Consider the following 19,899-nt stretch of genomic DNA (forward strand, 5'->3'; position numbering starts at 1 on the left):
TCAGCCGGGGTGCTGCTCGGGGACGCGCAGGGCCAGGAGGGCCGTGTCGTCGCTGGTCCATCCTTCGTGCCGGGCGGCCAGGGTGTCGTTGATGTGGCTGATGGTGTCGGTGGCGTTCATGCCGGCCGTGTCGGCGAGGGTGCGGGCCAGGTCGGCGTCGTCGAAGACGTCGTGCTCGCGGTCGGGGGCTCCGGGGCGGGCGCGTGCCTCGGTCGCGCCGTCGGTGTAGAGGAGAAGCAGGTCGCCCGGGGCGAGCCGGAACCTGGCGTCGGCCAGGCGGATGGGGTCGAAGACGCCGAGGAGCTGTCCGGGCCTGCCGATCTCGCGGACGGTGCCGTCGGCTCGCCGGACGAGGGCGGGCGGGTGGCCGGCCAGGGCGAGCGTCCCCGCGAGGCCCCCGCGGGTGGTCCGGAAACGGGCGTAGACGGCGGTGAGGAAGCGAGGAGCGTGCTGGGCGAGCATCGCGGTGTTGAGGCGGTCGAGGAGGCCTGCGGGGGAACGGTTCTCGCCGGCCTCGGCACGGATCGTGTAGCGGGCCATCGAGGACACCTGGGCGGCCTGTACGCCTTTGCCGCACACGTCGCCCAGGACCGCGCCCCAGGAGGAGCCGCGGGTGCGGAACAGGTCGTAGAAGTCGCCGCCGACCTCGATGTCGGAACGGCCCGCACGGGAGGCGGGCAGGTAGGACGCCGCCACCTCCACGCCCGGTACCAGGGGCAGGGCCGGCGGCAGCAGGCCCTGCTGGAGTGAGTGGGCGAGGTCCGCCGACAGGGTGTGCGCGTTCCGGGCGGCGGTCAGGGACCGGCGCAGGCCGATCTCGGCGCCGACCGAGCGGGCGAGCGTCTCCAGCGTGGTCAGATCGGCGGGCGTCCAGACGCGGGGGCTGTCGTCGATGACACAGAAGCTGCCCAGCACCTCGCCGCCCGCTCCGAGGAGGGGGTATCCGGCCCAGGCGCCGATGCGCATCGGTTCGACCGAGGGATGGTCACGGGTGCGGGGGTCGTTGGCGGCGTCGTCCACGATGAAGGGCTCCCCGTCGAGACCGATCAGGAAGAAGCAGAAGCTCTCCTCGACCGGATTCTGCCGGTCCTCGATCGTGGTCGCGTCGACCCCGACGCAGGCCTTCCAGAACGAGCGCCGGTCGTCCACCAGCGTGATGAACGCCCGCCCCGAGCCGGTGACCCGGGCGGCGAGGCCCGCGAGGTCCTCGAAGACCTGCTCCGGCCCGGTGTCGATCAGTTCCGTCGCCGCGACCGCCGCCAACCGGGCCCGGTCCCACAGCTGTCTCGGCAACCCGTCCGTCTTGTTCCGCACCGGCACTCCCGCACCCCTCGTCCCTGCCCTGCCTCTCCGACAACGCCCGAACCAGCCGAACCGCAGTCTTGGAGTGTCTGTCCAGACGACAGCCAACCACGCCCCACCGCGCCCACCAACCTGCGCCGAGGGGGAGCCGTCACCCGAGGGCCCTGCGCACGGCGCTGTGTACGGGCGGGTCCGGTGCCCCGCGGGGGCGGCGGTGGTCCGCCCTCCAGGCGAACCACCCTTGCGAAACGGACTGGCGGTCCGTATGTTTGCCCCATGCGGACCGTCGGTCCGTTTCGAGCGGAACGGAAACCTCGAACATGACCATCCCCATGGCTCCTGAGGAGCTCTACCGTCACGGTCTGCGGTTGCTGCTGGAGAAGGACGTCCCCGCATGGATGGACCTCTGGGACGAGGACGGGATCATGGAGTTCCCCTTCGCGCCTCCGGGTTGGCCCGCGCGGCTGGAAGGGCGCCGGGCCATCGCGGACCACATGCGTCACTACCCGGACCACATCGACCTCCACGACTTCCCCGAGGTGACGGTCCACCGGACCACCGTCCCCGAGACGATCGTGGTCGAGATGCGCGACGTGGGGCGCCTGGTGAAGACAGGAGGCCCCTTCGACATGACGTACATCGCCGTCGTCACGGTCAGGGACGGTCTCATGACCTCCTACCGCGACTACTGGAACCCCCTCGCCGTGCAGGAGCCCGGCGTCGACTTCACGGGCGCCGGGCGATGAGCGACCCCAACGCCACCCTGGTCATCGGCGCCACCGGCACCACCGGCCGCCGGGTCACCGCCGGTCTCCTCGCCGAAGACCACCACGTCAAGGCGGCCGGACGCACCGCCGCCCCGGTGGGCGGCGCGCAGGCGGTCCGCTTCGACTGGAACGAGCCCGCGACCTGGGGCGAGGCCCTGCGCGGGGTCGACCGCGCCTACCTCGTCCCGCCCGTCGGCTCCTCCGACCCGGCCGCGGTCATGCTGCCCTTCCTCCACGAGGCCCGAGCGGCCGGCGTGCGACGCGCGGTGCTGCTCGGGGCGTCGGCGATCCCGGCGGGCGGCCCCGCGGTGGGCCAGGTCCACCAGGCGCTGCCCGGCCTGTTCGACGAGTGGGCGGTACTGCGGCCCTCCTGGTTCATGCAGAACTTCACCGGATCCACCCCGCACGCCCGCAGCATCCGTGAGGGAGGCGTCATCCTGACGGCCTCGGGCGACGGCCGCATCGGTTTCGTCGACGCGCAGGACATCGCCGCCGTCGCCGTGAGGGCCCTGGTCGACGAGAAGTCCCCCGACACCGACCTGATCCTGACCGGACCGCAGACGTTCAGCCACGACGACGTCGCCGCGATCCTCACCGAGTCCACCGGCCGCACCGTCGTGCACCGGCACCTGACCTTCGAGCAACTGCGCGACCGCTGGGCGGCCGAGATCCCGCTGGAGTTCGCCTCCATGCTGGCCGCCATGGACCGCGCCATCGCCGACGGCGCGGAGGACCGCACCACGGACACCGTCGAACGCCTCACCGGTCGTCCTCCGGGCACCTTCCGCGCCTTCGTCGAGAGGGAGATCGCCTGACGGGGGAGTCGCCACCGTGCCGCCCCGGCGGGATCGGCGCCGGTGCGCGGGAACGCGTATCGTCGACTGGCTCGACGACGTCACGAACCGGCCCGCCGCATCCCGGGCGGGCGGGCCGTCGGTGACGGGCCGAAGACCAAGGAGGATCCGTGGCCCAGCGCACGGAACGCGCGGACGCCCTGCGCAACCGAGAAGCCGTCCTGGCGGCAGCGGACGCCCTCTTCGCCGCCAGCGGCAGCCCGCAGAGCGTGTCGATGGACGACATCGCCGCGGCCGCGGGCGTCGGCAAGGGCACCCTCTTCCGCCGCTTCGGCGACCGCGCGGGCCTGATCGGCGCGGTGATCGCCTCCCGCCTCGAACCCCTCCGGCGCGCCGTGCGGGAGGCGCAGGGCGCGCCGGGGTCCTCACCGCGACAGCGGGTGGCGGACCTTCTCGACGCCTCGCTGCGCTTCAAGATCGAGAACCGGAACCTGATGACGGCCGCGGAGGACGCCGGGCTCAGCAGCCCCTACCAGGCCGAGCACTACGGCTGGTGGCACGAGGTCCTTCGCACGGCGCTCGATGAGGTGCCCGGCGTCGACGACGCGGATTTCACCGCCCACGCACTGCTGGCCGCCATCCGCGCCGACCTCGTGGCCCACCTGATCGACGAGCGGGGGGTGGACGCGGAGGGTCTGCGGTCCTCGCTCGCGGGATACATCGACAAGGTTCTCGGAGCCGGCTGAGCCCGCCCGACCGAGGTCGGACGGCTCCCGCACCCCGGACGCCGCACCACCCCCGGACGCCTCGACGCGTGTCGAGGCGTCGGCGCTCGTCGTGTCGAAGCGTCGCCACCCCTGCCCGGATCCGCGTACCGGGCGGGTACGCGCAGGAGCGCCGCGCCGACCGCGCGGACCCGGCCCACCGCAGTGCGTCCGCTGTACACCGCGGTGCACCCCCGCGCCCGAGTCCGTCCTGCGCCGGGCCGGTACGCGATCGGGCACCGGCCCGGGGCCGGCGCGGAGGGGACCGGTTCCTCGCGTACACACACCAGGTGTGACGACCTCGTCACCCCACGCGCCTTACGGAAACCTGCACATCGTGTCCGCGACTGCGACAACTCACCTCCCTCGCCGGCGATATGACCGGAATGTTCCGTCCGGTTGTGGCGGTTTCGAGTCAGTTGGTTCCGTGTAAGGAAGGGAGGCTCCACATCTGTTACTCGATCTTGTGGAGAAGCCGTCACCATTCGGTGAATCAAGCTGCACTTCAGTCGTCGGGGACGCCCGTCCAGCCGTGATGGGGCGTCAACGGGATTGGTCCGCCGGCCCGTTCGCGTGCTTACATCTTGCGCATTGCGGCAGTCGAAATGGGTGGCCCGTTTCGGGCCGCCCCGCCGCCGCATGAATGAATTCCTCCCCCCAATGAAAGGTGCGCGTCATGCGTAACGACATCGAGACCCGCGAGATCGCCGACACCGAGCTGGACGCCGTCTCCGGTGGCATCATCGGCGTGTCCGGTGGCCTCGTGGGCGCCGTGACCAGCGATGTCAGCAACGTCCTGGGCTCCCTGAACACCGTCCAGGCCGCCACGGGCATCGTGTCGCAGGTTCCCGGCGTCGTCACGGGCGTCACCGGCGTTTCGGTGAACACCGGTATCGCCGGTCTCTGATCGGGATATCCCCATGAACCCCGGAGCGTCCCCCACGGCTCCGGGGTTCCTGGCTGCCCGCAGGTCCGTGCGAGACCGCATGTCCGTGCAAGTCCGTATGCCCGTGCAAGTCCGTACGACCGATACGCCCGGCCGATACGAATGCAGTCGAAGGAATAGTCCGTGCAGTTTCGCCAAAAGGCTCTTTCCAAGCTGCAATCGCCCGAAGAACTCGACTTGCCCGTACGCTTCGCGCGCCCGCAGGGCCGGCTCGTCCTGGTCGTCACGGTCATCGTCATGGCCGCCGCGAGTTTCTGGGCCTTCACCGGCACCGTGTCCTCCAAGCTGAGCGCGCCCGGCATCCTCACCCACGCCGAAGGCAGCTACGTACTGCAGACCCCGGTCGCGGGACAGGTCACCGCGGTCCTCGCCGAGGAGGGCCGGCTGCTGACCGCCGGCGCGCCCCTGCTCAACGTCCGTACGGCGCAAGGGGACCGCCCCGTGCGCGTGGTGACCGGCGGCCGGCTGGCGACACTCGTGGCCAAGGTGGGCTCGGTCGTCTCCACCGGTGCGGACGTGGCGACCGTGGAACGCGTGAAGGACCCGCAGGACCCGCTGGTGGCCGTGCTGTACGTGCCCGGCGCCGGCGCCTCGACGATCCCGGTCGGCGCGACCGTGGACCTGACCGTCCAGTCCGTCCCGAAGGAGCGGTTCGGCACGCTGCGCGGCCGCGTCAAGGCGGTCGGCCGCACGCCGCAGACCACGGCGCAGATCGGCGGCTTCCTGGGCGACGGCGGGCTGGCCGAACAGTTCACCCGCGACGGCAACCCGGTCGCGGTACTCGTACAACTGGACCCCTCCACCTCGACCGGGACCGGCTACCGCTGGTCCTCCGGCGACGGCCCCCCGGACGAGGTCCCGTCGGGGACACCGGTCAGCGGCGCCGTCCACCTCGCCGTGCAACGCCCCGTCGACTGGCTGCTGCCGTGACCGCGCCCCGGACCGGCACACCGCCGCGACTCCCTTCGTCCGGACACCGACGGCACCGCCCCGAGTCCAAGGGCGGCACCCGCCGCAAACCCGCACCCGCCCCCAAGGGCAGGACACCCCGCCCAGTACGCACCCCCACCGTGCTGCAGATGGAGGCGGTGGAGTGCGGCGCCGCCGCGCTGGCCATGGTGCTCGGGCACCACGGCCGTTTCGTCCCCCTGGAGGAACTGCGCATCGCGTGCGGCGTCTCCCGCGACGGCTCCCGCGCCGGCAACCTCCTCAAGGCCGCACGCGGTTACGGGCTGACGGCCAAGGGCATGCAGATGGGCCTGGCCGCGCTCGCCGAGGTGAGCGGCCCGGCCATCCTCTTCTGGGAGTTCAACCACTACGTCGTCTACGACGGCATGAGCCGCCGGCTCGGCCGCAAGGGCGTGTACGTCAACGACCCGGGCAAGGGACGCCGGTTCGTCCCCCTGGACGAGTTCGACACCAGCTTCACCGGCGTCGTGCTCACCTTCGAACCCGGCGACGGCTTCCGCCGCGGCGGCCGCAAGCCGGGAGTCCTGGGCGCCATGCCGGCCCGCCTGCGGGGCACTTCGGGAACCATGGCCGCCGCCGTGCTCTCCAGCCTCCTCCTGGTGGCCGTCGGTGCCTCGGTGCCGGCGCTGAGCCGCACGTACATCGACATGTTCCTGATCGGGGAGCAGACCTCCCTGCTGGGAGTGCTGTTCGCCTCGATGGCGGTCGCCCTCGTACTCACCGCGACACTCACCGCGCTGCAACAGGCCAATCTGCTGCGCGGGCGCATCATCTCCTCCACCCTGGGCGGTGCCCGCTTCTTCCGGCACCTCCTGAGGCTTCCGGTCACCTTCTACTCCCAGCGCAACCCGGCGGACCTGGTCCAGCGCCTGCAATCCAACGACACGGTCGCCGAGACCCTCGCCAGGGACCTGGCCGCCGCGGGCGTGGACGCCGTGGTGGTCGTGATCTACGCGGTGCTGCTGTGGACGTACGATCCGCAGCTCACCCTCGTCGGCGTGGCCGTGGCGCTGCTCAACGTGGTGGCCCTGCGGATCGTGATCCGGCTGAGGGCCACCGACACCCAGAAGCTGCGCGCGGAGAGCGCCCGGCTGACCAACACCTCGTACAGCGGTCTCCAACTCATCGAGACCATGAAGGCCACGGGCGGCGAGAACGGCTTCTTCCGGCGCTGGGCCGGACAGCACGCCGTCACCCTCGACGTGCAGCAGCGGCTCGGCGTGCCCAGCGCGTGGCTCGCGATCGTCGCCCCCACGCTGGCCGCGTTCAACAGCGCGCTGATCCTGATGATCGGCGGCCTGCGGGCGGTGGAGGGGCATCTCACCGTGGGTCTCCTCGTCGCCTTCCAGGCCCTGGTGACCAGCTTCACCGCGCCGATCTCCCGGCTGGGCGGCGTCGCGGGAAGGATCCAGGACTTCGCGGCCGACGTCGCCCGTCTCAAGGACGTCGAGAACTTTCCCGTCGACCCGGTCCACTCGCGGCGCGAGCCCGCCGCCGGCACCCGACGCCTCAAGGGCCACGTGGAGCTGGAGCACGTCACCTTCGGCTACAGCCCACTGGACGCCCCGCTGCTCACGGACTTCTCGCTCTCCGTCGGCCCCGGGCAACAGGTCGCGCTCGTCGGCGGATCCGGCAGCGGCAAGTCCACCGTCTCCCGGCTGCTCTCCGGCCTCCACACCCCCTGGGAGGGGGCCATCCGCATCGACGGCATGCGGCTGGAGGACATTCCGCGCGGCGCGCTGGCCGCCTCCGTCTCCTTCGTCGACCAGGACGTCTTCCTCTTCGAGGGCACCGTCCGCGACAACGTCACGCTGTGGGACCCCTCCATCCCGGACGAGGCCGTCGTCGCGGCCCTTCAGGACGCCGCCGTGCACGACGTGGTCGCCCGCCGCCCCGGCGGCATCCACAGCCGCGTCGAGCAGGACGGTCGCAACTTCTCCGGCGGTCAGCGGCAGCGCCTGGAGATCGCCCGGGCGCTGGTGCGCCGCCCCAGCGTGATGGTGCTCGACGAGGTGACCAGCGCCCTGGACGCGGTGACCGAGCAGGTCATCATCGACAACCTGCGCCGACGCGGCTGCGCCTGTGTGGTCATCGCCCACCGGCTGAGCACGGTCCGCGACAGCGACGAGATCGTCGTGCTCGACCGGGGCGCGATCGTGGAACGCGGCCGGCACGAGCACCTGGTCGCCGCGCGGGGCCCGTACGCCGAACTGGTCAAGGAGCACTGAGGTGACGCACGCCCACCACACCACCGCCACGGACGCCGCCACGACCCCCGTCACCGCCGATCGACCGGGCGGGCCCCCGGACCCGGTCGTCGCGGCACTGGGCGCCCTGGGCTCGGCGGTCGACTGCACGGGCCTGCGCAGCCTGTCCCTGGAGGGCCCGCTCGTCCTGTGGCTGGTCGTGCGGGGCGCGTTGGACCTGTTCGCCGTCGACGCCTCGCAGGCCGGACACTGGCACTTCCTGGGCCGGCTGGAGCCGGGCACGCTGCTGCTGGGCCCGGCCGAGGGCCCCGACCACACCCTGGTCGGACGGCCCCTGCAAGGGTGTCGGCTGCGCCGCATCGAGCTGCGGGAGCTGTACCGACCCGAGTACGGCGACCAGTTCCCGGGGGCGGGGTTCCACGGCGGACCGTGGCACGCCGATCAAGGGCAGTACGGCATGCCCGCCGCAGGGCGACCGAGCCCCCTGGAAGACGCCTTCGCGCGCGGCATCGGCCGCGGCCTGCGCGTGCTCTACCAGCCGCCGTTGGACGGCGGCGTCCCCGCCGAACACGACGGGGCCGACGACGACATCCTCTGGATGCAGATCGCCCCGGGCAGCGTCCAGTACGGGGCCGTGTACGAGACGGAGGCGGTGGGCACCCTCCTCGTCGACGCGGCGATGTGGCAGGGCATGGTCGACCAGCAGCACCGGCTGCTGTACGCCCTGGACGACCGGCTCGAAGAGCTGGAGCGCGCGCACGAGGACCGTACGGCGGCCGGAATCGAGGCGGGCCGGGCAGCCCGTACCCACGCGGACCGGACCCTGCTGGCGTCCATCGTCCGTTCCGGCCGGGATTCCCACCGGAGCGCGGGCGTCGACGCCACGTTCGCCGTGTGCGGGCTGGTCGCCGACGCGGCCCGCATCACCCTCTCCGAACCGGGCGAGGCCGCCGGCACCGCCGGGCAGGTGGATCCCGTCGAGAGCATCGCGCTCGCCTCCCGGATCCGTACCCGTGTGGTCCGGCTCGGTGGGCGCTGGTGGCGGGAGAACACCGGGCCGCTCGTGGGCCGGCGGGAGAAGGACGGAACGCCGGTCGCCCTGCTGTGGCGGCGGGGCGGCTACGAGGCCGTCGACCCCGCCACCGGTACGCGCGAGCGCGTCGGCAGGACGAACGAGGCCGTCTTCGAGCCGCGCGCCGTCATGCTGTACCGCCCGCTGCCCGACGGGCGGGTGGGCCTGCCGGCACTGCTCCGGTTCAGCGTGCGCGGCACCCTCCCGGAGCTGCGCAGCCTGATGTTGGGCGGGCTGGTCGCGGTGGCCCTGGGCGCACTGGTGCCGATCGCCACCGGCCGGGTCCTCGGCCGCTACGTTCCACAGGGCGAGAACGGCCTCATCGTGCAGACGGGGCTGGCGCTGATCGCGACCGGCATCGTCTCGGCCGCCTTCATGCTGCTGCAGAACACCTCCCTCCTGCGCATGGAGGGCCGCGTCGAGGCCACCTTGCAGCCGGCGGTGTGGGACCGGCTGCTGCGACTGCCGACGAAGTTCTTCGCCGGCCGCTCCACGGGCGAACTCGCCGGAGCGGCGATGGGCATCAGCGCCATCCGCCGCGTGCTGTCCGGCATCGGGCCGGTCTGTGTACAGGCGGGCGCCGTCGGCGCGATGAACCTCGTCCTGCTGCTCGTCTACAGCGTGCCGCTGGCGATGGTGGCGCTCGCCATGCTGGTCGTCGTCGCGGGGGTCTTCCTGGGCCTGGGGCTGTGGCAGTTGCGCTACCAGCGCCGGCTGATCGCCCTCGGATACCGGCTCAACAACCAGGCCTTCCAGACCCTGCGCGGCCTGCCCAAGCTCCGCGTCGCCGCGGCCGAGAGCTTCGCGTACGCCGCCTGGGCGCGGGAGTTCGCCCGAACCCGCGACCTCCAGCAGCGCATCGGCCGGATACAGAACGTCATCACGGTCCTGGGCGCCGTCTACCTGCCGCTGTGCACGCTGGTGATGTTCATGTTGCTGGCCGGACCGGCCCGCGGTGCCATGTCGGCCGGCGAGTTCCTCACCTTCAGCACCGCGCTGACGATGCTGCTGTCCTCGGTGACGCAGCTGACCGGGGCGCTCATCTCGGCCGCTGCCGTGCTGCCGATGTTCGAGCAGGTCAAGCCGCTCCTGCGGGAGACCCCCGAGGCGGTCCGATCCAGTACCCGACCGGGTGAGCTGACCGGCGCCATCGAGGCCAAGGACCTGTCGTACCGCTACGCCGACGACGGCCCGCTCGTCCTGGAGAACGTCAACTTCAGCATCGGACAAGGAGAGTTCGTCGCGATCGTCGGAGCCAGCGGCTGCGGAAAGTCGACACTGCTGCGGCTGCTCATCGGCTTCGACAAACCCGACTCCGGCAGCGTCATGTACGACGGCCAGGACCTGGCGGCGCTCGACCAGGCGGCCGTACGCCGACAGTGCGGCGTCGTGTTGCAGAACGCCCAGCCCTTCACCGGGTCGATCCTCGACTGCATCCGCGGCGCCGGGACGTTCTCCCTCGAAGAGGCGTGGGAGGCCGCCGCCATGGCGGGCCTGGCCGAGGACGTCAAGGCCATGCCGATGGGCATGCACACCATGCTGTCCGACGGTGGCGGCACCGTCTCGGGAGGCCAGCGCCAACGACTGATGATCGCCCAGGCCCTCATCCGCAAGCCGCGCGTCCTGTTCTTCGACGAGGCCACCAGCGCGCTGGACAACGAGGCCCAGCGCGTGGTCGTCGAGTCCACCCGCGCCCTGCGCGCCACCCGCGTCGTGATCGCCCACCGACTCTCCACGATCATGGGAGCCGACCGGGTGATCGCCATGGCGGACGGCCGCATCGTCCAGCAGGGCCCGCCCGCCGAACTGCTCGCCGACACGACCGGCCTCTTCCACGACCTGGTCCGCCGCCAGCTGCGATGACGGGCCCCCTCAGGCGCTGCCGGCGATCACGTACGGCGCCGCCTGGCCGCGGTCCTGATCACGGCCCTGTTCCCGGTCTTGCTCGCGATCCCGTTCGCGGTCCTGTTCGAAGGCACGGAGCAGGTCCGCCGCGACGCTCACCGCGATCGTCGCGGGCTCCTTGCCGGTGATCCCGGTGATCCCGATCGGGGTCTTGATCCGGTCGATGCCGGCGGCTTCGTGGCCGCCCTCGTCGGCCAGGCGCTGCCGGAACCGCGCCCATTTGGCGGACGAGCCGATCAGGCCGATCGAGCCGAGACCCCCGGTGCGCAGGGCGGCGTCGCACAGCGCGGCGTCCTCGGCGTGATCGTGGGTCATGATCAGGACGTGGGTGCCGGCCGGCAGCTCCGCGAGCACCTCCTCCGGAAGGAGCGGTGCGTGACGCACGTGGATCCGCGCCATCGCGTCCGCGAGCACATCGAGCCGTTCGTCGGTGAGCATGTCGGGCCGGGTGTCGATCAGGTACAGATCGAGGTTCTGGCGGGCCAGGATGCGGGCCAGCTCCAGGCCGACGTGCCCGACACCGAAGACCGCCACCGCCTGGACCACCGGCAGTGGTTCGAGCAGTACGGTGACGGCTCCGCCGCAGCACTGCACGCCGTGCGGGCCGGTGACCTTGTCGTTCAGCGCGAACTCCATCAGCTCGGGCTCGGGATCGGCCGTGCCGTTCAGCTCGCGCGCCCGGTCGATGGCGACGGCCTCGATGTTGCCGCCCCCGATCGAACCCCACGTCTCGGTCCGGCCCACGACGAGTTTGGCGCCGGCCCGGCGGGGCGCGTGGCCGCGCACGGTCGCGACGGTCACGAGCACGCCGGGTTCCCGGTGTGCCCGCAACCGCGCGACCGCGGCCACCCAGCTCATGTCAGGCATGGCTCAAAGCGCTCGCGTCGGCGGGGACCTCGCCGGCGACGGCCGGACGGGCGTCCTGCCCCGCGCCGCCCCCGCGGGCCGACTCGATCGCCCAGTACACCGCCTCGGGTGTCGCGGGCGAGGCGAGCTCCACACCGACTCCGGCGGGCCCGAACGCCGCGGCGGCCTGCCGCAACGCCTCCCGTACCGAGAAGGCCAGCATCAGCGGGGGCTCACCCACCGCCTTGGACCCGTAGACCGCGCCCTCCTCGGTGGCGTTCTCCAGCAGCCTGACGTTGAACTCCTCGGGCATCTCCGAGAAGCTCGGCAGCTTGTACGTGCTCGCCGCCTGGGTCAGCAGCCGGCCGCGGTTCGGCCCGTCACCCGTGTCCCACCGCATGTCCTCAAGCGTCAGCCAGCCCGCGCCCTGCACGAAACCGCCCTCGACCTGACCGATGTCGATCATCGGGGAGAGGCTGTCTCCGACATCGTGCACGATGTCCACGCGCCGGATCCGGTACCCGCCCGTGAACCCGTCCACCTCCACCTCGGCCGCGGCGGCGCCGTAGGAGAAGTACTTGAACGGCGAGCCCTGGAACGCCTTCGCGTCCCAGTGCAGCCCCTCGGTCCGGTAGAAACCGGCCGCCGACAACTGGACCCGCTGGAAGTAGGCGGTGCGCACCAGATCGTCCCAGGCCACCTCCTCGTCGCTGCCGAGGGCGCGCGCGACGCCCTCGACGATGCGCACGTCCGAGGCGTTCGCCCCCAGCCGGGTGCCGGCGACCTGGAGCAGCCGCTCGCGGATCTGCTCGCAGGCGTTCTTCACCGCCGCACCGTTGAGGTCCGCCCCGGCACTGGCGGCCGTGGCGGAGGTGTTGGGCACCTTGTCGGTGCGCGTGGGGGCCAGCCGGACCTTGTGCAGGGGAATGCCCAGCGTGGTCGCGGCGACCTGCAACATCTTGGTGTGCAGGCCCTGCCCCATCTCGGTACCGCCGTGGTTGATCAGGACCGAGCCGTCCTTGTAGACCAGTACCAGGGCGCCGGCCTGGTTGAAGGCCGTGAGGTTGAACGAGATCCCGAACTTGATCCCGGTGAGCGCGAGGGCCCGCTTGGTGTGCGGGTGCGCGGCGTTGAAGGCCTCGATCTCGCGCCGGCGATCGGCGATCTCCGCGTCGGCCTTGACCTGCTGCCAGATGATCGAGATGCGTTCGGGGTGGGGGACGGGCTGCCCGTACGGCGTCGAATGGCCCTGCCGGTAGAAGTTGCGTTCGCGCAACTCCATGGGATCCAGGCCGAGCAGCGGCGCGCACCGGCCCATGATGTCCTCGATCACCAGCATGCCCTGCGGTCCGCCGAACCCGCGGAAGGCGGTGTTCGAGACCTTGTTGGTCTTGGCGATGCGACCGGCGACGCGTGCGTGGGGAATCCAGTAGGTGTTGTCGATGTGGCACAGGGCGCGGGCCACGACCGGCTCGGACAGGTCCAGGCTCCAGCCGCCGTCCGCCGTCAGGGTGGCGTCCAGGGCCTGGATGCGGCCCTCGGCATCGAAGCCGATCTTCCACTCGGCGTGGAACCCGTGGCGCTTGCCGGACATGGTCAGGTCCTGGGTCCGGTTGAGCCGCACCCGCACCGGGCGACCGGTCAGCAGGGCGCCGAGCGCGGCGACCGCCGCGAACCCGTGCGGCTGCATCTCCTTGCCGCCGAAGCCGCCACCCATCCGCAGGCACTGCACGGTCACCTCGTGGCTGTGCAGGCCGAGCACGTGCGCGACGATCTCCTGAGTCTCCGACGGGTGTTGGGTGCTGCTCTGGACGAACATCTGCCCGTTCTCGTCGACATGGGCCAGCGCCGCGTGCGTCTCCAGATAGAAGTGCTCCTGATCGGAGAACCCGAACTCCCCGGTGAACACGTGGGCGGAGTCGGCGAATCCCGCGTCGACGTCCCCGGTCAGCATCACGGGCCGGGCGCCGTGGAAACTGCCGGCCTCGATCGCGTCCCGCAGCGAGATCACGGAGGGCTTCTCGTCGAGTTCCACCTCGACGGCCGCCGCACCGAGCCGGGCCGCCTCCAGGGTCTCACCGAGCACCCAGGCGACCGCGTGGCCGTGGAACATGACCTCGTCGGGAAAGAGCGGCTCGTCGTGCTTCATCCCGGCATCGTTGACGCCGGGCACGTCGGCGACGGTCAGCACGCGGACCACACCGGGCACCGCGAGCGCGGGCTCGGTGCGCAGCGCGATGATCCTGCCGTGCGCCTTCATGACCTGGACGGGGTGGGCGTGCAGGACGTCCTTGGTGCGGTGGATCAGGTCGTCGGTGTAGAGCGCGGCACCCGTGACGTGCAGGTTGGCGCTCTCGTGCGGCATGGAAACGCCGACGACGGACTTCTCGGGACGCTCGGACAACTGGCTCATGACGACACCGCCTCGGTGGTTCGCGCGTACAGCTTCAACAGGCTCTGGCCGAGCATCGCGGAGCGGTAGCCCGCGCTGGCGCGATGATCGTCCATCGGGGTGCCCTGGGCGCGCAGCACCCGGGACGCGGCCTCGACGGTCTCCGCCACCCACGGCCTGCCCTCCAGGGCCGCCTCGGTGGCCAACGCGCGGATCGGGGTGGCGGCCACGCCACCCAGGCCGATGCGCGCCTTGCGGACGATCCCGCCCTCGATGTCGAGCGCGAAGGCGACCGCCACGCTGGAGATGTCGTCGAAGCGCCGCTTGGCGATCTTGTGGAATGCCGTGACCCGTGACAGCGGCAGCGGGATGCGCACCGCGCGGATCAGTTCGTCGGGGCGGCGCACGCTCCGCCGGTAGCCGGTGAAGTAGTCGGCGAGGGGCACCTCGCGCTCACCGTCGGCGCCGGCGAGCACCAGCGATGCCTCCAGCGCGAGCAGGACGGGCGGGCTGTCACCGATGGGGGACCCGGTACCCAGGTTGCCGCCGAGGGTCGCGCTGTTGCGAATGAGCCGGGACGCGAACTGCGGGAACAGCTCCGCCAACAGCGGGACGCTGCCGTCGAGGCGGCGTTCGATCTCCGTCAGCGTCTGCGCCGCCCCGATCTCGACGTGATCGGATTCGACGCGCAGGGACCGTAGTTCGGGCAGCCGGTCGACGGCCACCACGCAATTCGCCCGCCGCGAGCGGATGTTGACCTCGACGCCCCAGTCGGTGCTGCCTGCGACCACCACGGCCTCGGGCCGCTCGCGCAGCAACCGCAGCGCTTCGGCCAGGGTGCCCGGCCGCAGGAACACACTGTCGTCCCGGGAGTACGCGGTGGCGACCGGTGCGGGCGGGGAATGCTCGCGACGCCGCGCCAACACGTCGTCCTCGGTGGGCGATCCGACGGCGAACGCGGCGTCGCGGATGGGACGGTAGCCGGTGCAGCGGCACAGGTTCCCGCTCAGCGCGTGCAGATCGAAGCCGTTCGGACCGTGCTCGGGGTCCGTGGCGTCGGCCGAGTCCGAGTCCGAGTCCGCGTGCGCGCAGCGGTCGGGCCGGTAGTACTCGGAGGCCATGCTGCAGATGAACCCCGGCGTGCAGTACCCGCATTGGGAGCCGCCGCGGACGGCCATCTCCTCCTGTACGGGGTGCAACGCGGCCGGTGTGCCGGGTGCGCCGGCGGTGGCGAGACCTTCGGAGGTGACGACCTCCTGGCCGTCGAGCGCGGCGACCGGGACCAGGCAGGCGTTGACCGCCACCCAGTCCGTCGGCATGTTCACCCCGGGCCGTGCCACGAGGACCGAACAGGCGCCGCATTCGCCCTCGGCGCAGCCCTCCTTGGTACCGGTGAGGCCGCGTTCGCGCAGAAAGTCCAGCACCGTGGTGTGGGGCGCGCACGGTGCGATCGTCGCTTCTTTTCCGTTGACGGTGATGCGCGCCGCTACCATGGCACGTCCTCGTTCCGGCGCACGGTCGATCTGATGGTCCTGGTCGCCATGTGGGGTGCTTTCTCGTTCAGTGGCGCGGCCCGATGAACCCGAGCGCGACGCATCGGCACGCAGCGAGGTGCCGTGAAGGGTGAAGGACAGGAGAAGGTACCGGGGCCGCGATCGGGCACGCCGGCAAGGAAGGGCTGTTCAGCAGCCGTGTGCCACGCGACCCGGAGCCCAGGCGATCTGGTGGGCGAGGCGAAGCATTGCGGAGATGGTCGACATCCGACTTCGCCTCCTTCCAGTGGCTCGTGAGCGGGTGCGGTCGAAGTTACGTTGCCGCGGGTTCACCGGTCAAGCCCGATCCCGGTTGATCGCACGAAGGCCGGCCACCGCGCGGGGGAGGTTCTCGTACGCGACTCCAGACGTGTCCTCGCCGGACGCGCGGCGGGTGACGCGCCACCCTCAGGCCCGGGCAGGCGGTGTGCCCGGAGGGCTCTGGGGGTTGAAGCGGATCGGGGCCTGGAAGCGGGCCTTGCGGGCGGCGCGGCGGAAGACCGTGAGGACGGCCGGGCCGGCGAGACAGACACAGACGAAGTTGGTGACGGCGCGGCCGGTGTCCCAGCCGAGGGAGGTGGCGAGGTCGAAGGCGAGGTACCGGTGGAACTGCTCGGTGAAGGGGAGCCCGGGCAGGTAGGCGATGGAGCTGTTGGGATCGAGGGAGAACGGCCAGAAGGAGAGGTTGAGGAGGAACCCGAAGAGGTAGCCCGACACCGAGCCGTAGACGGCCAGCAGGCCGACCTCGCGGCGGCCGGTCGCCTTCGGGAGGAACCCGGCGAGCATCCCGACGAAGGCGCAGCCGAACATCTGGTACGGCATCCACGGCCCGACTCCGCCGGTGATCAGAGCGGAGGCGAAGAGCGAGGTGCAGCCGAGGGTGAAGCCGAAGCCCGGTCCGTAGACGCGCCCGGCGAGAACGAGGATGAAGAAGACCGTCTCGATGCCGGCGGTGCCCGCGCCGAGGGGACGGATCGCGGCGTTCACGGCCGACAGGACCCCGAGCATGGCCAGGGCCTTGGAGTTGATGCCGCCCTCGGCGATCTCGGAGATCACCACGCACAGCACCACGACGAGCAGCACACCGAAGATCAGCGGCGGTGCGTAGTTCGAGCCGAACTTCCCCGGCGCGACGAGGAACGGCCAGAAGAACGCGACGACCCCGAGGAAGCCGGCCATGGCGATGACGATCCCGGCCCGGGCGCGGATGCGGATGGCCGCGGTGTACGTGCTGTACGTGCTCACGAGGCCGGGTCCGTTCCGTCGGAGGGGAGTACGGCGGTCAGTTGCTCCACGGTGAGGAAGGGCAGCGGGGCAAGGATCTTCGCGGTCTGGGGGGCGAAGACGGGGGAGGCCACGATGACCTCGTGGGTGGGGCCGTCGGCGACGATGTCGCCTTCGGCCATGACCACGACCCGGTCGGCTGCGCGCGCCACGAACTCCACGTCGTGCGTGGAGATCACCACGGCGCGGCCCTCCGCGGCCAGATCGTCGACGATGCGGATCAGTTCGCCCTTGGCGCGGTAGTCGAGTCCGCGGGTCGGCTCGTCGAGGAGCAGCACCCGGGGGGCCGCGGTCAGCTGGATCGCCAGGACCAGCGCCAGCTTCTGCCCCTCGGAGAGATCACGGGGGTGGGTGGTGTCCGGGATGGCGGGCGCCAGCCGGTCCAGGATGGCGCGCGCCCGGATCCCGTCCGCGGCGACCCCGGATTCGCTGTCGGCCTGGTCGAGTTCCTGCTTGACGGACTCCAGGTACAGCAGGTCGGTGGGGGTCTGGGGGACCAGACCGACCAGTCGCCGGGCCGCCGCGGCGGAGAGCTCGCGCGGATCGCGCGGGCCCTTGCCCCCGGTGGAGGCGACGGCCACGGAGCCGGCCTTGCGCGGCCCGGAACCCTGGAGCGCCCACAACAGCGAGGACTTGCCGGACCCGTTGCGGCCCATGAGGGCGGTGATCTCGCCGCCGTGCAGGGTGAGGTCGACCTCCCGGACGGCGGGGACGCCGTGGTAGGTGACGGTGACACCGCGTGCGGCGAGGAGCTCCGTACGGTGTTCGGGCGAGGTGGGCCGCACCGGCGGGGGAGCGGTGTCCGTCAGGGAGCTGCGCAGGGGGGCCGCGGCTCGGCGGGCGTCGCGGATCGACATGGGCAGCGGGGTCCAGCCCGCCGCGCGGCCGAGTTCCACGATGGGCGGGGCGATGGACGAGGTTCGGAAGATGTCGGCGGGCGTTCCGGAGACGACACGGCCGTTGCCGGGGAGGTGGATGACGCGGTCGGCGTACTGGACGACGCGCTCCAGGCGGTGTTCGGCGAGAAGCACGGTGACGCCGAGGTCGTGGACGAGGCGGGTGACGGCGGCGAGGACCTCCTCGGCGGCCGTCGGGTCCAGTGCGGAGGTCGGCTCGTCCAGGACGAGGACGCGCGGATGGGCCGTGAGGACCGAGCCGATGGCGACGCGCTGTTGCTGTCCGCCGGAGAGTTCGTGCAGGGCGCGGTGACGCAGGTCGGCGAGGCCGAGGAGGTCGAGGGTCTCTTCCACGCGCTTGCGCATGGTGGCCGGTGGGACAGCCAACTGCTCCATGGAGTAGGCGAGTTCCTCCTCGACGGTGTCGGTGACGAAGCCGTCGAGCGGATCCTGTCCCACGACGCCCACGACGTCCGCGAGTTCACGCGGGGGGTGCTGCGCCGTGTCCCGGCCGTCGACCACCACGCGGCCGAAGAGGGTGCCGCCGGTGAAGTGCGGTACGAGGCCGTTGACGGCGCCGAGGAGCGTGGACTTGCCGACGCCCGTGTGACCTACGACGAGGCAGAGTTCTCCCTCCTCCACGGTCAGGTCGACGTCCCGCAGGACCGGATCGCTCGTGTCCTCGTACTGGACGGTGACCTGGTCGAAGGTGATCACGTGGATTCCTCGGTGCGCTGTGCGGGAACGGCCGGGCGGACGGGCGGGCTCGGGGGCGGGGCCAGGAACCCGGCGGCTCCTGCGAGGAGGATCGCCGCGGTCGGGACGAGCGGCAGCGTCGGCCAACTGAGCGGGTAGATAGAGGGGTTGAGCTCGGCGGCGTCGAAGCCGACGTTGGCGAACAGCAGCACCGCGGACAGGACCCCGCAGCCGGCGACGGCCCACTCGGCGAGACGCCAGGGATCGGGGCGGTAGGTGGTACGGGTGATGCGTCGCCCCCCGAGACGCAGGCCCGCGAAGCACAGGAGGGCGCCCACGCCCATGGCGGGGAGCCCGAGCAGTCTCGGCGCGGTGGCGTCGAGGAGTCCGTAGGCCCCGGCGCACAGGCCGCACATGCCGAGGAGCATGAGGGCGCCGGTCGCGCGGCGGGAGCGACGGGTGGCGGTGCCGGCCCGGCCGTAGCCGCGGGAGTCCATGGCGGCGGCCAGGCGCAGGGAGCGTTCCAGGGCGTCTTCGAGGACGGGCACGATGATGCCGCGCAGGGCCCTGAGCCCCTTGGCACGGCCGGCCCGCAGCCGTTTGGCCCGGTGCACCCGCTGCACGCTCTGCACCAGTTGGGGGGCGACGCTGATCGACACGGTGACGGCGACGCCGAGTTCGTAGAGGGCGCCGGGCAGGATCCGCAGGGCCCGTTTGGGATTGGCGAGGGTGTTGGCGGCGCCGACGCAGCACAGCATGCAGGCGAGTCGCAGCCCGTCGGTCGCCGCGGAAAGCAGCGCCTCCAGTGAGACGGGCCCGCCGAGTCGGATGCCGGCGTACCAGTCGGGGGTCGGGACGTGCGGCAGCGAGAAGAGGAAGTGGTCCCGGGGGGTGATGCCGGTGGCGAAGATCGCGCGGAAGAGCACCCTGATCGTGACGACGGTGAGCGCGAGGTAGAGGTAGTACGTGAAGCCGCGCGCCCAGGGGGCCTCGGTGCGGCGCATGGTGATGACGTAGCCGAGGACCGCGAGGACGAGGAACAGCAGCAGCGGGTTGTTGGTGCGGCTGACGGCGGTGGCGAGGGCGAGCGCCCAGATCCACCAGGCGACGGGGTGCAGGGTGCGGGGCAGCCGGCGGCCGCCCGTGTCCGGCGCGGGGCCGGACACCGGCGGCCCGGCCGCCGCGGCCGCGGTGGTGGTGCGTGACACGCGGCTACTCCGTACGACGGCGGCGCTTGGCGGCGAACACGGCGGCGGCGCCGATCAGCAGCACCAGCGCCCCGGCGCCGACGGCGGGCAGGTACGAGCCCGCGTCGTGCTCGGCGTCGGCGGCGGGCGCCGCGTCGACGACCTCGGGCCCGGGGGCGGGGGCGGCCACGGAAGGGGCACCGGTCGTCGGCGGGGTGGTGGGCGTCGGCGGGACGCTCACGGAGGGGCTCGGCGAGGCCGGGGGGCCCTCCGAGGCCGTGGGGGCGGGGGGCGTCGCGGCGGCCGGGGCCGTCCCGCCCGGGGGGGGGGTTTCCCGCTT

The 19,899-nt window shown here is 71.9% G+C and carries 14 protein-coding genes and 1 pseudogene; 7 read left to right on the top strand and 8 right to left on the bottom strand.

Annotated features, from left to right (window positions below; genetic code table 11):
* Window positions 1-1,314: a PP2C family protein-serine/threonine phosphatase gene (locus ADK55_RS19270; protein ID WP_234350141.1), complete on the bottom strand. Its 1,314-nt coding sequence runs from the start codon at window positions 1,312-1,314 to the stop codon at window positions 1-3.
* Window positions 1,315-1,622: 308 nt separating this feature from the next.
* On the opposite strand from ADK55_RS19270, the gene ADK55_RS19275 reads away from it, so the two are divergent.
* The 7 genes from ADK55_RS19275 (at window position 1,623) to ADK55_RS19305 (ending at window position 10,684) form a co-directional block, all read left to right on the top strand.
* Window positions 1,623-2,048 (top strand): nuclear transport factor 2 family protein, encoded by a 426-nt coding sequence (locus ADK55_RS19275; protein WP_053680382.1) that lies wholly within the window; start codon window positions 1,623-1,625, stop codon window positions 2,046-2,048.
* Window positions 2,045-2,884, top strand: coding sequence for an NAD(P)H-binding protein (locus ADK55_RS19280; RefSeq protein WP_053680384.1), 840 nt, complete (start codon window positions 2,045-2,047; stop codon window positions 2,882-2,884). Before ADK55_RS19275 ends, ADK55_RS19280 begins: the two co-directional genes overlap by 4 nt.
* 149 nt (window positions 2,885-3,033) lie before the next feature.
* Entirely contained in the window at window positions 3,034-3,609 is a 576-nt protein-coding gene (locus ADK55_RS19285) for a TetR/AcrR family transcriptional regulator (RefSeq protein WP_053680385.1), read from the top strand.
* Between the two features lie 694 nt (window positions 3,610-4,303).
* The gene (locus ADK55_RS19290) at window positions 4,304-4,534 is read left to right on the top strand and encodes a hypothetical protein (RefSeq protein ID WP_053680387.1); all 231 of its coding nucleotides are present in this window, start codon (window positions 4,304-4,306) and stop codon (window positions 4,532-4,534) included.
* A gap of 162 nt (window positions 4,535-4,696) precedes the next feature.
* On the top strand, window positions 4,697-5,503 hold the full coding sequence (locus ADK55_RS19295; RefSeq protein WP_053680389.1) for an HlyD family efflux transporter periplasmic adaptor subunit: 807 nt from the start codon (window positions 4,697-4,699) through the stop codon (window positions 5,501-5,503).
* A complete protein-coding gene (locus ADK55_RS19300; RefSeq protein WP_078999135.1) occupies window positions 5,500-7,770 on the top strand; it encodes an NHLP family bacteriocin export ABC transporter peptidase/permease/ATPase subunit in 2,271 nt (756 codons plus the stop codon). Before ADK55_RS19295 ends, ADK55_RS19300 begins: the two co-directional genes overlap by 4 nt.
* A 97-nt stretch (window positions 7,771-7,867) precedes the next feature.
* On the top strand, window positions 7,868-10,684 hold the full coding sequence (locus ADK55_RS19305; protein WP_053680415.1) for an NHLP bacteriocin export ABC transporter permease/ATPase subunit: 2,817 nt from the start codon (window positions 7,868-7,870) through the stop codon (window positions 10,682-10,684).
* A 9-nt stretch (window positions 10,685-10,693) separates the two neighbouring features.
* Here ADK55_RS19305 and xdhC read toward each other — a convergent pair whose 3' ends face one another.
* The 7 genes and pseudogenes from xdhC to ADK55_RS19340 form a co-directional block, all read right to left on the bottom strand.
* Window positions 10,694-11,584, bottom strand: a complete 891-nt coding sequence (xdhC, locus tag ADK55_RS19310; protein WP_107089233.1) for a xanthine dehydrogenase accessory protein XdhC — start codon at window positions 11,582-11,584, stop codon at window positions 10,694-10,696.
* A 1-nt stretch (window position 11,585) separates the two neighbouring features.
* On the bottom strand, window positions 11,586-13,985 hold the full coding sequence (gene xdhB, locus ADK55_RS19315) for a xanthine dehydrogenase molybdopterin binding subunit (protein ID WP_053680394.1): 2,400 nt from the start codon (window positions 13,983-13,985) through the stop codon (window positions 11,586-11,588).
* On the bottom strand, window positions 13,982-15,457 hold the full coding sequence (locus tag ADK55_RS19320) for a xanthine dehydrogenase small subunit (protein WP_053680396.1): 1,476 nt from the start codon (window positions 15,455-15,457) through the stop codon (window positions 13,982-13,984). Before ADK55_RS19320 ends, xdhB begins: the two co-directional genes overlap by 4 nt.
* Window positions 15,458-15,904: 447 nt before the next feature.
* Entirely contained in the window at window positions 15,905-16,675 is a 771-nt protein-coding gene (locus tag ADK55_RS19325) for an ECF transporter S component (protein ID WP_107089235.1), read from the bottom strand.
* 62 nt (window positions 16,676-16,737) lie between these two features.
* The gene (locus ADK55_RS19330) at window positions 16,738-18,393 is read right to left on the bottom strand and encodes an ABC transporter ATP-binding protein (RefSeq protein WP_053680400.1); all 1,656 of its coding nucleotides are present in this window, start codon (window positions 18,391-18,393) and stop codon (window positions 16,738-16,740) included.
* Window positions 18,390-19,580: an energy-coupling factor transporter transmembrane component T gene (locus ADK55_RS19335; RefSeq protein ID WP_053680402.1), complete on the bottom strand. Its 1,191-nt coding sequence runs from the start codon at window positions 19,578-19,580 to the stop codon at window positions 18,390-18,392. The genes ADK55_RS19330 and ADK55_RS19335 overlap by 4 nt, the downstream gene beginning before the upstream one ends.
* A 4-nt stretch (window positions 19,581-19,584) precedes the next feature.
* Window positions 19,585-19,899 (bottom strand): annotated as a pseudogene (locus tag ADK55_RS19340) (hypothetical protein); the annotation flags it as partial.

This window comes from Streptomyces sp. WM4235, from assembly GCF_001279725.1.
In the GTDB taxonomy this organism is placed as follows: Bacteria; Actinomycetota; Actinomycetes; order Streptomycetales; family Streptomycetaceae; genus Streptomyces.